Origin of the sequence: Hallerella succinigenes, from assembly GCF_002797675.1 — a bacterium.
Taxonomy (GTDB): Bacteria; Fibrobacterota; Fibrobacteria; order Fibrobacterales; family Fibrobacteraceae; genus Hallerella; species Hallerella succinigenes.
The window spans coordinates 1,296,951-1,311,391 of record NZ_PGEX01000001.1; the positions used below are offsets into that span (position 1 = coordinate 1,296,951).

A 14,441-nucleotide genomic window follows, 5' to 3' on the forward strand; every position below is an offset into this window, starting at 1 on the left:
TCTTCTAGTTTCCCAGACTCAAAACAGGCCGTGCAAAAAAAAAGCACGACTCCCAACAGTAGCAAGCAAATTTTATTCATGTCGTTCTAAAATTAAAAAGCCCGCCGTGAAGCGGGACTTTTGAAATAGGGGAGAATTAATGCGCCGAAGCAGCCGGAGCCTTCACGCCGAGCAATTCCACTTCGAATACGAGGAGGCTGTTACCCGGAATCATCGGCTGACGACCGTTCGGACCGTAACCGAGATTGCTCGGAATCCAAGCTTCGACCTTGGTGCCGACCTTCATCGTCTTGAGAAGTTCGGTCCAGCCCGGAATCACAGCCTTCACCGGGAATTCAGCCGGCTGTCCACGCTTGATGGAGCTGTCGAATTCTTTACCGTCCAGGAGCTTGCCTGCATAATGGACTGTCACAATGGAAGAATCGGTCGGGATTTCGCCATTCCCTTCGGTAATCACCTTGTACTGAAGACCGCTTTCGGTAGTGATCACGCCTTCAGCCGTCTTGTTCTTAGCGAGGAAAGCTTCTTGGTCAGCCAAGTTCTGGGCAGCCACAGCGCTGTCCTTCGCAATCTTCTTATGCTGAAGCTTCTGGGAGAATTCGTTCAAAACTGCGATCACCGCGGAGTCGTTTAAAAGATACTTGGAACTATCCTGGTAATAACGATCCTTGAAGCCCCGGAAGAACGCGTTAAGATCGAGTTCAATCGAGTCACGTGCAACGAGCTGGCCATGAGCCTGCATGCCGAAGTTGGCACCGAGAGCATAGCTGTAGTTATCCTTTTCCGTCACCAAAGCGGACTTGTCACCGATTTCATTGCAACCGGCGAGAAAAGCGGCGCAAAGGCCGAGAGCGATCCATTTTTTCATTTTAGTATCCTTTTGCGAATCAATTTCGTGTGCCAATAAGATAAAATTTTTGAGAAAGAGAGACCTCTAGGAAATGTCCATTTCTGTCAAAAATCAGCCTCCAAAATCTTGTCACTTATCGGTTGCAGGATTTTTTGGCCATTTTGATACCATTGGAAGTGATGACTGAACGCCCGCTCGCCAATCGCATCTTAAGAGATGTCCTGATTTATCTTCGTAAGGAACAGAATATTAGTCAAGAGACCTTGGCCAAGTTGAGCGATGTATCCAGAACCCATATTTCCCGACTAGAGACCTGTGCGGAATCCGCTACTCTCGAAACCCTTTCTAAAATTCTCCAGGGAACAGGCACATCGTGGGAAACATTTGGTGCGCTGATGGAGCAAATGCAACAAAAACAGCTCGGAAACAGCCCTTTATCCATGGTTGCGGAGCCCAAGGGGCCTCACTGGAGCGAAAAATTGTAATTTGAGAGGGTCATAAAGGAGATTTGACCTATGATGTTCGACCCTATTTATATGGGCATTTTGCTCTTTACTCTCGCGATTTCCGGAATCGTTTCGGCGATGGTGAAATCCCGATTCAATGCGGGCCAGAAAGTACGCATTCAAAGTGGACTGACCGGGGCTGAAGTCGCTTCGGCGATTCTTGCAGACGCAGGCATCTTTGACGTACGCATCCAGGAAACACGCGGTTTCCTTTCGGACTATTACAATCCGATGGACAAGACGTTAAACCTTTCGAGCGAGGTTTTTCACGGTCGCAGTGCAAGTTCTGCAGGCGTTGCCGCGCATGAAGTCGGCCACGCGATTCAGCACGCACAGAATTATTTTCCGATGTGGCTCCGTTCCGCGATTGTACCGGCGGCGAACATCGGTTCGAATCTTGGACCGTGGCTCGTGATTCTCGGTATCATTATATCGGCAGGAAAGCCCATCATTGGAACAAACATAGCGACAATCGGCGTTTTGCTGTTCGGTATTGCGACGCTCTTTTCGCTCGTGACCGTGCCTGTGGAATTCGATGCATCTTCCCGTGCCAAGAAGTGCCTTGCCCGTTTGAACATTCTCGCTCCGGGTCGTGAACGCGATGTGGTTGCAGGCGTTTTGTTTGCGGCCGGGCTCACCTATGTAGCGGCTGCCGTTTCCTCGATTCTGCAGCTTCTTTACTGGGCGCTGCGAGCAGGGCTTTTAGGCGGAAGGAGTGATGACTAGTGGCAAGCTCTAGACTGGAAATCGAATGCCCCATGTGCCACGGCATGATCATTATCGACCGTGATACGGGAAAAATCCTGGAGCATCAGGCAGTCCAAAAGAAAAAGCAATCCTTGGAAGAATTCCTTGTCAAGGAAAAAACGCGCACCGAAGATTTGGATAAAAAGTTCGCCGAAGCAAGGGAACGCGAAAAGAACCGTCTTTCGGAAATCGAAAAGAAGTTCCAGGCTGCGAAAAACAATCCGAATCTGAAAGATCCGCCACCCAGCATCCAATGGGACTGATTGTCGTTAAAGATTTTCTTCTGCGGAATCGGCGTCGTCCGGTTCCGTTTCCTGTAGGAGCTCTTCCGGAATAGGAGGCTCTGTGTTTTCTGCGAGGCTTGCTGCGATTTCCGCTTCTTCGACTTGAGCGGTAGCTTCATCCAAGGCTTCGTCTTCCGCACGGATTTCGATTTTTTCCTCTTCGACAGAGGCATTCGCCGTTTCAGACGCTTCTCCCGCCTGAGAAGAAGTTTCCAAAGTTTCGGAAGGTTCGGAAGGCTCGGACGATTCGGAATCCGACTGCCCAGCGTTCAATTCCGCTTCGACAGCGGCCACATCCAATTCACCGTTCAACATCGCCATGATGTCGTCATCCTTAATCGCCTTGCCGTGAGAAGCGAGGAGCGAAGCGGTACGCATCACCTGATCGAGAGTGGCCTGCTGATTATCGTTACGGACAAGTTCACGTTCACGGAGTTTTTCAAGAATGCCCGGTTTGTATTCGTGTTCCGGTTCGTAAATGCGCGTTTCGTTCGCCATTTCTTCGGCGAATTCCGCGTTGTCTTTTTTGCGGTAAAGCCAGATCGCGCCAAAGAGTTCGCTCTGACGGAACACGACTTCATCGGTCTTGATCATTTCCATCAAAGCCATGAAGGTCACGACCGTGACGATCGGCAACGGATCACGGCCCAGAAGATCTTCAAAGAGGACGCGGCCTTCACGGTGAAGCGTATTCGAAATAAACTGCTGGCGATCTTCAATCGTCACGTCATCGAGTTCAATGTGATGAACGTTTTCGCTGTTACGCGTCTTGAGCATTTTCTGGTAAGCGCGGAAAAGCTGCCAAATGTTCGCATCGGCGAGCGTGTCTTCTTCGCTTTCCGTCTTTTCCATGCGGCCACGGTAACAAGATCCGAAGTTCTCATTTTCCATGCCCTGCAATTCCTTTGCCACCTGTTTGTAGCGTTGGTATTCGAGCATCTGCTGAATGAGTTCGTCGCGGGAAAGATCGATTTCCGCTTCGTCTTGTTCAGTCCGCTGGTCCTTCGGCAAAAGTTCGCGAACCTTCATCGCCATAAGGCGGCTCGCCATCAGCAAGAAGTCCCCAGCCTGCGAAAGATCCGCCTGGGAAATATCTTTCATCCATTCGAGATACTGATCGGTGATTTCCGCAATCGAAATATCGGCGGGCTTCACTTCGCTTTGCTGCACCAAGTACAGCAAAAGATCCATCGGGCCTTCAAATGCACCGATGTGTACCTCGTAAGATTCTGGGGCTTCGTAATTCAAATTATTCCACCGTTACGCTCTTTGCCAAGTTGCGCGGCTGATCAACATCATTTCCGCGGAGCACAGCAATGTGGTAAGCCAAAAGTTGAAGTGGCACACAGGTGATGAGCGGCATCAGCATCGAATTTACCTTCGGCACATAGATGACATCATCTGCATAGTCCGAAAGTTCCGTGCAGTCTTCTGTTGTCACCGCAATGATGCGGCCTCCGCGAGCCTTGATTTCACGCACATTCGAAAGCACCTTGTCAAAAAGGCTGTCCTTCGGAGCGATCACGACGACCGGCATGTTTTCATCGATCAAAGCGATCGGGCCATGTTTCATTTCGGCAGCCGGATAACCTTCCGCATGGATGTAGCTGATTTCCTTGAGCTTCAAGGCGCCTTCCATCGCAACCGGGTAGTTGTAATGACGACCGAGGTAAAGGAAGTTGTGTGCATTCACATACTTCTTCGCGATTTCACGGATCTTGTCTGAAAGCTTTAATATTTCTTCGATCTGTTCCGGAATTTTCGCAATCGCATGGGCAAATTCAATTCCCTGTTCCGCCGACACACGACGTTCGCGTCCGAGTAAAAGAGCAACCATCGCAAGGACTGTCACCTGCGAAGAGAAAGCCTTGGTACTGGCCACGCCGATTTCCGGACCTGCGTGCAAGTAAACCCCACCGTTGCTTTCACGCGCGATCGTCGAACCGACCGCATTGCAAATGCCGAGCACCGTAGCGCCCTTTGTCTGCGCTTCGCGAAGTGCAGCAAGCGTATCCGCCGTTTCACCGGACTGGGAAATCACAAAGACGAGGGTTCCCGGCTTAATAATCGGATTCCGGTAACGGAATTCCGAAGCATATTCCACTTCGACCGGAACGCCGGCGAGATCTTCGATCAGATATTCACCGACCATGCCTGCATAGTAACTTGTACCGCACGCCGTAATGATGATTCGGTTCAGGTTGCGCAGTTCCAGACGGTTTGCGTCAAGACCGGCGAGCTTTGCCGAACCATCGGCAAAGAGCAGGCGCCCACGCATCGTGTTACGCAGAGCTTCCGGCTGCTCAAAGATTTCCTTGAGCATGTAATGCTCAAAGCCGCCTTTGCTCGCCGCATCCGCGTCAAATTCGATTTCTTCCACGTTGCGGTTTACCGTGTGGCTCGAAACCGTCATGATTTCGTAACCGGTGCGTTTTGCAACCACCACATCGTCGTCGTTCAAATAAACGACCTTCTGCGTGTAATCGACAATCGCCGCCACATCGCTCGCAAGGAAATATTCGCTCTCGCTACCGAGACCTAAAACGAGCGGACTTCCACGGCGTGCACCGATCATCGTTTCCGGTTCATCGGCACAGAGGACTGCAAGGCCAAACGTTCCTTCGAGCTTATTCAGCGTCGCAAGAACTGCCGACTTGAAATCGCCCTTGTAAAGCTTAGCGATCAAATGGGCGATGACTTCCGTATCCGTTTCGGACTTGAATTCGACGCCTTCGGATTTGAGCTTGTTCTTGATCTGGACGTAGTTTTCGATGATGCCGTTGTGTACCACCATGAACTTGCCGTCAAAGCTGACCTGCGGGTGAGCGTTCGCTTCGGAAGGGACGCCGTGCGTTGCCCAACGGGTGTGCGCAATGCCGATGTTTGCGAAGAGAGGATGTTCTTTTAGTTTCTTTTCAAGTTCGACGATTTTACCCGTCGCCTTTTCGAGTTCAAGCGTTTTGTTCGGATGCGCGACGGCGACTCCCGAGGAGTCGTATCCACGGTATTCCAAACGCTTCAGTCCGCTGACGAGAACGCCGATCGCGTCCCGGCTTCCGATGTAGCCAACGATTCCGCACATATTCCAAACCCCTACTTGATCTTCGCTTCAACTCGAGCACAAAGTTCTTCGGCTTCGGCTTCCGTCGGAGCTTCCGAAATCACACGAATTACCGGTTCCGTATTGGAAGCTCGGACATGGACAAAGCTCTTGTCCTTTCCAAGCCAGAGACCGTCACGCGTATCTGCCGTCCAGTCCGAAAAATCCTTCGCCACGGCGCTGAAGATTTCCTTCACCGGCTTATCGCCGAGCGGGAACTTCTTCTTCGGCATCGCATAGCTCGGATGTTCCGCTTTGAACTTTTCCGGGCCACCGTTATTTTCAGCCATCCATGCGAGGACGAGAGCTGCAGAAACGAGAGAGTCGCGACCGTAGTGGAGCGCCGGCAAAATCACGCCGCCGTTGCCTTCACCGCCAACGACACAGCCTTCCTTCATCATCTGGAGGCTCACATTTACTTCACCGACCTTGGCACGGGAGAATCCGACACCGAACTTTTCAGCGACGTCCGCCGTCATGCGGGACGTAGAAAGATTCACGCAGACCGGGCCTTTCTTCTTTGAAAGAACACTTTCCGTTGCAATGGCAAGCGTATATTCTTCACCGATTGCCACACCGTTACCGTCGACGAGAGCACAGCGATCCGCATCTGGGTCCACTGCAAAACCGACTGCGCAATGATGATCGCACACAGCTTTGCCCAAATCCACAAGATTCGAGGGAATAGGCTCCGGTCCTCGCGGGAACATACCATCCGGAGTGCAGTTCACACGCACGACTTCGCAGCCGAGCTTTTCAAGCAAGCGCGGAACAATGTAAGAGCCAGCACCGTTCACGGCGTCGACAGCTACCTTGAAACGCTTTGCACGGATCGCTTCGACATCTATAAACGGAATGGCGAGCGTATCGTCAATATGGAAAGCATCTGCATCCTTCAAAATTTCGACGGTACCCATCTGACGGTAATCCGGGTAAATAAACTTTCCCGAGTCCGCAATGGCAAAGAGTTCCTTGACTTCATCCGGTCCAAGGAAAATGCCCTTCTGATCGAGGAACTTGAGAGCATTCCATTCGAGCGGATTGTGGCTCGCCGTGATGATGATACCTGCGTCTGCATGAAGACGGGTGACGTAGAGTTCCACGCTCGGAGTGGTCGCGAGGCCGACGTCGATCACGTCGGCACCGGCGAGGCGGCAGAGGCCCGAAACATACGAGACGATCGCATCGCCGGTCGGGCGGCTATCGCGACCGATCACGACTTTACGTGCACCGGTCACTTCCAAAAATGCTTTCACATGATTTGTCAAAACAGTCGGAGTCAGCGTATCACCAACGATACCGCGGATTCCTGAAACAGAGCGCATTAAAACGGACATAGTATTCCTTCCAAATAACTTCCTCGTAAAGTTACAAAATTCCTATCCAACGTAAGTTTCTATTTTTGGCGCATGGCTTTACTTTCCGTAAAAAATCTGACTCTCCGTTTTAGCGACCCGGCGCTTCTCGATTCCGTGTCGTTCGACATCAACGAAGGCGAACGCGTTTGTCTCATGGGCCGTAACGGAGAAGGAAAAAGCTCCCTTCTCAAAATCATCTCGGGCGAAATGGAAGCGAATTCGGGCGAAATCATCCGCAAGAACGGCTTGCGAGTCGCCCGATTGATTCAGGAAATCCCCGCCCACATCGAAGGCACTGTCCGCAATATTGTGATCGGGAATACTGCGGAAAGGCACACCACCGGCGAAGACATTCTCGGAAAAACGGGCATTGATCCGGAAGCCCTTTACGACTCCCTTTCGGGCGGTCAAAAACGCCGCGTTCTTTTTGCAAAGGCAATCGCCCAAGAACCGGACCTGCTCTTGCTCGATGAACCGACCAACCACTTGGACATTCCAAGTATCCAATGGCTCGAAGGCGTGCTTGCACGCACCCAGCGCACCGTGCTTTTCATTAGTCACGACCGTGCCTTTGTCCGTAGACTCGCCACCCGCATTTTGGAACTCGACCGAGGCCGTGTCCGCTCCTGGGATTTTCCCTACGATGAATTTATCCGTCACCGGGACGCCGCTCTCGAAGAAGAAGAAAAAGCGAACCAATTATTCGACAAACGTCTCGCCGAAGAAGAAGTCTGGATTCGCAAAGGCATTCAGGCCCGCAGAACGCGCAACGAAGGCCGCGTCCGCGCCCTTATCCGCATGCGAAAGGAACGCGCCGACCGCAGAAACCGAATCGGCAATGTAAAAATGCAGATCACCGAAGCGGAACGCTCCGGAAGGCTCGTTGTGCGCGCCGAAAATATTTCGTACTCCTACGAAGGCAAGCCTTTGATTCAAAACTTCTCCACCGAAATTTCCCGTGGAGACCGCGTCGGTATCGTCGGTTCAAACGGTTGCGGCAAAACGACCCTGCTCAAAATTCTTCTCGGAGAACTCGAACCGGCAACCGGTTCCGTTCGCCTCGGCACGAATCTGCAAATCGCCTACTTTGACCAAATGCGCACCCGCCTGCGCGAAGACAAATCCCTTATCGAAAATATTGGCGATGGCCAAGAATACGTTGTTTTGAACGGTCAAAAACGCCACGTCTTGAGCTACTTGCAAGACTTCCTTTTTACAGCCCAACGTGCCCGCGGCCCGATCAGCGCCCTCTCCGGCGGAGAAAGAAACCGTCTGCTTCTCGCGTGCCTCTTTTCGCATCCGTCTAACGTTCTCGTTCTCGATGAACCGACAAATGATCTCGACATGGAAACCCTTGACCTCCTAGCGAACCTTCTCGCCGAATACAACGGCACGGTCATCACCGTAAGCCATGACCGAGATTTTCTCGATAACGTCGCCACGGAAATCATCGGCTTTGAAGGCGTCGGCAACATCCACGAAAATGTCGGCGGATACACCGATTACGCCGACGCGAAAAAGCTCCGCGAAAAAGAAGCGGAAGCGATCATCACCGCAGCCAAACAAGAAAAAACCGCCCCCCGCGCCAAAGAAAAGAAAAAGCGCAGCTACAAGGAAGAGCGCGAATACCAGGCGCTACCCGAAACCATCGAAAATCTCGAAAACGAAATCACGGAACTGCAAACTCTCCTCGGAACCGAAGAGGTTTACACGAACGCGACAAAGCTCATCGAAGTTCAGGGTAAGCTCGCCGAAAAAGAAAAGCTCCTCGAAAACGCATACGAACGCTTTGAAATTCTCGATAACATCGGCTAAAAGGAAAGTTTTTTTATTTTAAGCCCTGAGGTAGAAACATGAAAATTGCAGTCATCGGCGGTGCCGGCTATATTGGATCTCATACTGTACGTGAACTTTTGGATGCAGGTCATAAAGTCCACGTTTTCGACAATCTTTCTTCCGGACTTGAACAGAACCTTTTCCCAGAAGCTGGATTTACAAAGGGTGACATCTTAAGCCCGGCAGAACTCGACGCCTTCTTCAGCAGCTTTCAGCCAGAAGGCCTAGTGCACCTCGCCGCTTTCAAGGCAGCAGGCGAATCCATGACGAATCCGGAAAAGTACAGCGTGAACAACATCTCCGGTTCCGTGAACATTCTGAACGCCGCGTCCGCGCATCATGTGAAGTACATCGTTTTCTCGAGCTCCGCTGCCACCTACGGTTCTCCAAAGTACATGCCGGTCGACGAAAAACACCCGACCGATCCGGAAAACTATTACGGCTTTACGAAGCTCGCCATCGAAAAGTTCCTCAAGTGGTACGACGATTTGCGCGGCATCAAATTCGCCGCCCTCCGCTACTTTAACGCCGCAGGCTATGATGTCAAAGGTCGCATCAACGGTCTCGAAAAGAATCCGGCGAACCTCATCCCGGTCGTCATGGAAGCTTTGACCGGTAAGCGCAGTGAAGTACTCGTATTCGGTAACGACTACGACACCGCAGACGGAACAGGCGTCCGTGATTACATCCACGTGAACGATCTAGCCCGCGGCCACAAGATGGCATTCGACTACTTGCAAAAGAACAACCAGAGCCTCGTCGTGAATCTCGGTACGCAGACTGGCGCAAGCGTTCTCGACATCATCCATGGCGCCGAAAAGGCTTCTGGCAAAAAGGTTCCTTACCGCATCGTGGAACGCCGCCCAGGCGACCCGGCAAGCCTGATTGCAAACCCGGCAAAGGCAAAGGAAATCCTCGGTTGGGAAGCCAAATATTCCGATCTCGACACGATCCTTTCCACAACCTGGAAAGCTTACCTCGCCAATGGACTCGGCAAGTAAATCCATTTTGAAATTCAAACAGAAAAGGCTCCCGAAACGGGAGCCTTTCTTGTAAGCTTTCGAAATCTCGAAATTAGTCGCGGAAGAGAACCTTCTTGGAACCTTCGACAACTTCACCGACATGGTAGAACGGTTCGTTCTTCGCCTTGAGGTGAGCTTCTACATCAGCCATGTTAGCGTCGTCCACGAAGAGGAGCATACCGATGCCCATGTTGAACGTGCTGTACATTTCGTCCTTTTCGACAGAGCCCGCTTCCTGGATGAGCTGGAAAATCTTCGGAACCTTCCAAGAGGTTCGATCGATCACGACGTCCACGTTGTCCGGGAGGATACGCGGAATGTTGCCCTGGAAGCCCGAACCCGTCACGTGTACGAGGCCGTCGAGCTTCTTCGCATTCGTGAGATCGATGAGACTCTTGTAATAGCTGCGGTGCGGAACCGTGAGAGCTTCGCCGATCGTCTTGTCGAGGCCTTCCACGCGGGAATCCACCTTGTAGCCGGCGACATCGAAGAGAGCCTTACGGGCGAGGGAGTAACCGTTCGTGTGAAGACCGGTAGACGGAAGACCGAGAATCTTTGTACCCGGATGAATGCGAGAGCCATCGATGATGTTTTCGCGTTCGACAACACCGACGATCGTGCCAGAAATATCGTAATCGCCGACCGTGTACATGCCCGGCATTTCAGCGGTTTCACCACCAATCAAGACCATGTCGTTTTCACGGCAAGCCTTGGACATGCCTTCCACGATGCCCGTCATCACCTGCGGGTCAAGAGCGCCCATGGCAACGTAGTCGAGGAAGAAGAGCGGACGTGCACCCTGAACGAGAATATCGTTGCAGCAGTGGTTCACAATGTCCTGGCCCGGGAGCGTCGGGGTGTTCATTTCGATGTCGACCTTGAGCTTCGTACCGACACCATCCACAGAGCTCACAAGGACCGGATCCTTGAGACCAAGATGCTTCAGAGTGAAGAGGCCACCGAAGTTGCCAACGTCACCCAGCACGCACTGGTTGAACGTGGAACGGACGGACTTCTTCACGCCGACCATTGCCTCGTCTGCACGAGAAAGGGAAACACCTGCGTCTGCATAATTCATACGATTTTTCCTTTGGTTGAATTAATTCTTTTGCTGGGACTGCTTCTCGTCGATATTTCTCAAAGCGTCCAAAATTAAACTGGTCGTATCGGACTGCTGACTGATGTTGATCGTATCCGGCATCAGGTGCGTGTCCAACTTAAAAAGGGTATTATCGCTCCAAGAGAGCATGAGTTCCAAAGCGTCCGGACCGGCAAGGCGTCCGCTCTTTGCACAGCAAATACGGCCTTCCTTGAACGCGATAAAGCCTGTTTCACCGTTGCATTCAAACAGAACGGTACCCGTCACACGGCTCTTTTCGAGAGTTTGCGCAAAATCGATGAACGGAAGGACCTTGGCACTTGCGAGAAGGGAAAGGCTTTCGAATTCGTCGAGAGCCTGATTCTTGGCGCGGAGACGGTCTGCGGCAATCTTGTACAGGCAGACCATGATGCTCGGATTCTTTTCAAGGAACTTGATGAACGAATCGCGGGAAAGGTGCAACACGGTGCAGTCTTCCAAAGCGACGACGGTATTGCTCGTCTTCTCGTTGCAAAGAATCGACATTTCACCGAAGCATGCGCCCGCTTCGAGCCAGCCCAACGAATTACAACGTCCATTTGCCATCATTTGACCGCAAATTTGCGCACGGCCGCTCTGCAACACGCAGAACGATTCGCCTTCGCGATCGCCCGTAATAATCACATCACCCGCTTCATATTCACGAATCTGGGAATTCAGCAAAAAGAAGTCAGCGGATTCACGCGGAATCTGTTGCAGAAAGGGAACTTCTCTTTCATAAGAAGCTGAAATCCAATCACCGATACTAGAATGAGCTGTCATAGCATCTAAATATTAGAAAGTTTACGATACCATTTGGACGGGATACTTTTAAAATATGCCGGATGAAGCATTTTCGCCACGTCTAACAATAGAGAATCCGGTTTTACGACGGCACTTTCGTAAAAATCAATCCCGCCTTCCGGTCCTTTTCGCAAATCGTACTCGTAAATTTCCCTCGATTTCCATACCGGCAAACGTTCCACACGAGAATCCCGCGCATAAATCTCTTGCATGTTCTTTGCCGCTCCCGGATTCAACCACATCTCCGCTTTCTGCGCATCAGCAAAAGCCTTTTCAAACGGAAGCGAAAAAGATGCGACCGAGGAATCCTCGTGCCACAGATATTCGCCACCCGCATCGTGGATCAAGTTCGCCATAAAGCTTTTACCCGGAGAAGCGTACCAAGTTCCCGAGGAAGGCGTTCCCGTCATCACCACCGGACGTTTTTCATTTTGCAAAAGCGAATCCAGCTTTGCCCGCAAGTCTTCGTAACGCTTGACCTTGTCGTTAAAGAGAGACTCCGCAAGCGTCTCCTTCCCCACAATCAGGCCAAAAAACTTGAGCCATTCCGCCTTGGAAAGCGGACTGTTTTCCGTCCATTCCGAAGTCAGCACCACGGACATTTTCAGCCGAGCGAGCTTCGGGAACGCATCGTGAATCGACTCCCCCATCGAAAAGGCAAAGATTACATCGGAACGGGATTCATAAATCGCTTCCGCCGACATCGCCATGCCTTCGCCGGCTTCGACAATTTTCAGAGAATCCACGCGGGCATAGAATTCCGGGTTCGCGATGTACTTCTTCACATCGATCACGCCCACGCGATTTTCCACGCCCAGTGCCGTCAAATATCCGAGATACGTCGAAGAGAGAATAGCAATGCGCTTCGCCGGGATTTCGACCACCGGAAGCTCTGCCAAATTCTGCGGTACGTTCTTCGGAGAAAGGGAATCCCTGAGCAGCCAACGGAGCGAATCCGCAGTCCCGTTCTTGACCCACAAAATGCGGAATTCTCCGCAACGGTTCACGCCAAAATTTTTAGCGTGGGAAAGCGTCATTTCCGGAACTTCGGCACAATCCTCCGCAAGTGTAGGAACGACCGCCTCGGGAAGCTTTAACTGGGCAAAGAATAAATAGAGGATTCCTGCGAGGACTAGGGCGAAAAACAGGCGGAGCAAATTTTTCTTCATAGCCCAAACATAAAAAATTGGCGGGAAAAAGCATTAAAAGTCCGAATCAGCCATCTAAACGCCTCTCTTTCTTGGACTTTTCAAGTGGAATTTTATAGAGCCCTGTCCGTAAAAGGATTTTTAAGCTATTTTAATGTTATGAAAAACAGAACACTTTCCATTCTTCTTTTCGTCGCAAGTCTTTGCGCTATAACGACTTCCGCATTTGCAGAGCCTGAAGAAGGTTTCTATGAAAAGCATGATATTCGCGGATTCATTTCTTTTGGCGCAGACTACCGCGGCATGCGTAGCGCTTACGCAGACTACCTGAACAAGGTGCTTTTCAACAAGAACCAGGGCTACATGGTTCAAGAAGTCAATGCCGACGGCGACACCATAACAACGATCAAACCGGATGGTTCTATCGGAAGCTACGAACACTTCAACGACTACTACCTCGGTATGCACGTGGAAGTCGGTGCGCAGTACCACCAGTTCCTCACCTGGTTCGACATCAACTTTATGCCGACTCAGATCTCCGATAAGCCTTCTGCCAAGAGCAGCGCAAGCAAGGACCTTTACGATGTGAAGTGGTTCGCTTACGGCATCGATTGGATGTTCGGCTGGAAGCTCTTCGGCGAAAATACAGTCATCAACCTGATTCCCTCCTTCGGTATCGGTTTCAACCTCCTGAACATTCACCTCGCTTCCAATTATGATTTTGAATCGAGCGATGGCACTTATGTCAACGCTCGCAACCGCTACTACAGCGTCTTCTCCCCGACCTTCAACAGCGAACTCGAATTGCGTCTCGCCTTCGACCCGTTCTCGATTGGCGTCTACGGCGGTTACCGCGTCATCCGTTTCAACGAGTTTGACGTGGAAGGCGCAAAGCTCGGCGATCCGGACAACAACGGAGACACCTACTTTATTGGCGCAAAGGTAACCTGGACGTTCCTCTCGGAAAACCAGAAGAAACTTCGCGATAAGCTTTAATCTTCAATCTCGGAGATAGAAAGAGTTCTTGAGCCAGCACATCGGTGCTGGCTTTTTTCATAATCTGTTCCATCGGTACAAAGTAAGTGGCGGCACGTCTCAAGTCCTGATCTGTGTGCCAGTGGACTTCGCGGTCGCGGTTGTGATAGACAAAGTTCCAGCCGAGCAGAAGCGTCTGGATTCCCATGGATGCAAGCGTCTGCGGAACGGTGGCGAACTGTCCTTGCGTACTTACAAGCACAAGAGCGTGTAGCTGATGGTACTGCGCATACAGCATTACATCTTCTTTGAGTTCTAAGTTTGGGCAAAGGTCGTTCGCATAATTGACACCTGCGAAATGCACGTCGTAGCCAGCCTTCTTGAGCTCGTCCGAAAAGTACATCATGCCGCGGTGGCGGTAATCGTTATCCTCTTCGGGATTGCGGTAGGGATGGTAATAATGCGCCATCATTTCGATTGCATGTCCGGGCCAAAAGTAGCGGCTCGCTTGAACGGCGACCCAATGCTTTAATCCTAAAAAGTTGATGCCCGAACATTCCGGATTTGCACTCCGGTAATATTCGTTGACCTTGCGCATGGTAAAGCCATCGACGAAAAGCCCCACTTTGAGCGGGGCTGTGTTACCTTGGAATTTGGATTCTAACATAAAAGGGTTCCCTCCTTGTAAAGTGGA

14 protein-coding genes are annotated in these 14,441 nt (G+C 51.3%); 6 read left to right on the plus strand and 8 right to left on the minus strand.

Features of this window, described 5'->3' with window-relative positions; all coding sequences use genetic code 11:
• Positions 1 to 136: 136 nt before the first annotated feature.
• Complete coding sequence (locus BGX16_RS05825) at positions 137 to 868, minus strand: FKBP-type peptidyl-prolyl cis-trans isomerase (RefSeq protein WP_100426772.1); 732 nt, start codon at positions 866 to 868, stop codon at positions 137 to 139.
• 134 nt (positions 869 to 1,002) lie between these two features.
• Here BGX16_RS05825 and BGX16_RS05830 point away from each other — a divergent pair, with 134 nt between their 5' ends.
• From BGX16_RS05830 to BGX16_RS05840, 3 genes are read left to right on the plus strand one after another with little or no spacing between them, the layout of a single operon-like run.
• Positions 1,003 to 1,335 carry a helix-turn-helix transcriptional regulator gene (locus tag BGX16_RS05830; protein ID WP_157797897.1) on the plus strand — a complete coding sequence of 111 codons (333 nt, stop codon included), beginning with the start codon at positions 1,003 to 1,005 and terminating at the stop codon, positions 1,333 to 1,335.
• Between the two features lie 30 nt (positions 1,336 to 1,365).
• Positions 1,366 to 2,082 carry a zinc metallopeptidase gene (locus BGX16_RS05835; RefSeq protein ID WP_100425205.1) on the plus strand — a complete coding sequence of 239 codons (717 nt, stop codon included), beginning with the start codon at positions 1,366 to 1,368 and terminating at the stop codon, positions 2,080 to 2,082.
• Positions 2,082 to 2,366, plus strand: coding sequence for a hypothetical protein (locus BGX16_RS05840; RefSeq protein WP_146139517.1), 285 nt, complete (start codon positions 2,082 to 2,084; stop codon positions 2,364 to 2,366). The genes BGX16_RS05835 and BGX16_RS05840 overlap by 1 nt, the downstream gene beginning before the upstream one ends.
• A 6-nt stretch (positions 2,367 to 2,372) precedes the next feature.
• On the opposite strand, the gene BGX16_RS05845 is transcribed toward BGX16_RS05840, so the two are convergent.
• The 3 genes from BGX16_RS05845 to glmM are packed head-to-tail and all read right to left on the minus strand — an operon-like array spanning position 2,373 to position 6,824.
• Positions 2,373 to 3,635, minus strand: a complete 1,263-nt coding sequence (locus BGX16_RS05845; protein WP_100425207.1) for a segregation and condensation protein A — start codon at positions 3,633 to 3,635, stop codon at positions 2,373 to 2,375.
• A gap of 1 nt (position 3,636) precedes the next feature.
• Positions 3,637 to 5,469: a glutamine--fructose-6-phosphate transaminase (isomerizing) gene (gene glmS, locus BGX16_RS05850; RefSeq protein WP_100425208.1), complete on the minus strand. Its 1,833-nt coding sequence runs from the start codon at positions 5,467 to 5,469 to the stop codon at positions 3,637 to 3,639.
• A gap of 11 nt (positions 5,470 to 5,480) precedes the next feature.
• A complete protein-coding gene (glmM, locus tag BGX16_RS05855; RefSeq protein ID WP_100425209.1) occupies positions 5,481 to 6,824 on the minus strand; it encodes a phosphoglucosamine mutase in 1,344 nt (447 codons plus the stop codon).
• Positions 6,825 to 6,896: 72 nt separating this feature from the next.
• Here glmM and BGX16_RS05860 point away from each other — a divergent pair, with 72 nt between their 5' ends.
• Together BGX16_RS05860 and galE are read left to right on the plus strand one after the other, a co-directional pair.
• On the plus strand, positions 6,897 to 8,660 hold the full coding sequence (locus BGX16_RS05860; protein WP_100425210.1) for an ATP-binding cassette domain-containing protein: 1,764 nt from the start codon (positions 6,897 to 6,899) through the stop codon (positions 8,658 to 8,660).
• A gap of 38 nt (positions 8,661 to 8,698) precedes the next feature.
• Positions 8,699 to 9,682 (plus strand): UDP-glucose 4-epimerase GalE, encoded by a 984-nt coding sequence (gene galE / locus BGX16_RS05865; protein WP_100425211.1) that lies wholly within the window; start codon positions 8,699 to 8,701, stop codon positions 9,680 to 9,682.
• Between the two features lie 73 nt (positions 9,683 to 9,755).
• Here galE and purM read toward each other — a convergent pair whose 3' ends face one another.
• Genes purM through BGX16_RS05880 form a run of 3 tightly spaced genes read right to left on the minus strand, consistent with a single transcriptional unit; the run spans position 9,756 to position 12,793 of the window.
• On the minus strand, positions 9,756 to 10,781 hold the full coding sequence (purM, locus tag BGX16_RS05870; protein ID WP_100425212.1) for a phosphoribosylformylglycinamidine cyclo-ligase: 1,026 nt from the start codon (positions 10,779 to 10,781) through the stop codon (positions 9,756 to 9,758).
• A gap of 21 nt (positions 10,782 to 10,802) precedes the next feature.
• Positions 10,803 to 11,603: a cyclic nucleotide-binding domain-containing protein gene (locus BGX16_RS05875; RefSeq protein ID WP_100425213.1), complete on the minus strand. Its 801-nt coding sequence runs from the start codon at positions 11,601 to 11,603 to the stop codon at positions 10,803 to 10,805.
• Between the two features lie 5 nt (positions 11,604 to 11,608).
• On the minus strand, positions 11,609 to 12,793 hold the full coding sequence (locus BGX16_RS05880) for an ABC transporter substrate-binding protein (protein ID WP_100425214.1): 1,185 nt from the start codon (positions 12,791 to 12,793) through the stop codon (positions 11,609 to 11,611).
• Positions 12,794 to 12,931: 138 nt separating this feature from the next.
• Here BGX16_RS05880 and BGX16_RS05885 point away from each other — a divergent pair, with 138 nt between their 5' ends.
• On the plus strand, positions 12,932 to 13,768 hold the full coding sequence (locus tag BGX16_RS05885) for a hypothetical protein (RefSeq protein WP_100425215.1): 837 nt from the start codon (positions 12,932 to 12,934) through the stop codon (positions 13,766 to 13,768).
• On the opposite strand, the gene BGX16_RS05890 is transcribed toward BGX16_RS05885, so the two are convergent.
• Positions 13,701 to 14,414, minus strand: coding sequence for an NYN domain-containing protein (locus BGX16_RS05890; protein ID WP_100425216.1), 714 nt, complete (start codon positions 14,412 to 14,414; stop codon positions 13,701 to 13,703). The genes BGX16_RS05885 and BGX16_RS05890 overlap by 68 nt on opposite strands.
• Between the last annotated feature and the right edge of the window lie 27 nt (positions 14,415 to 14,441).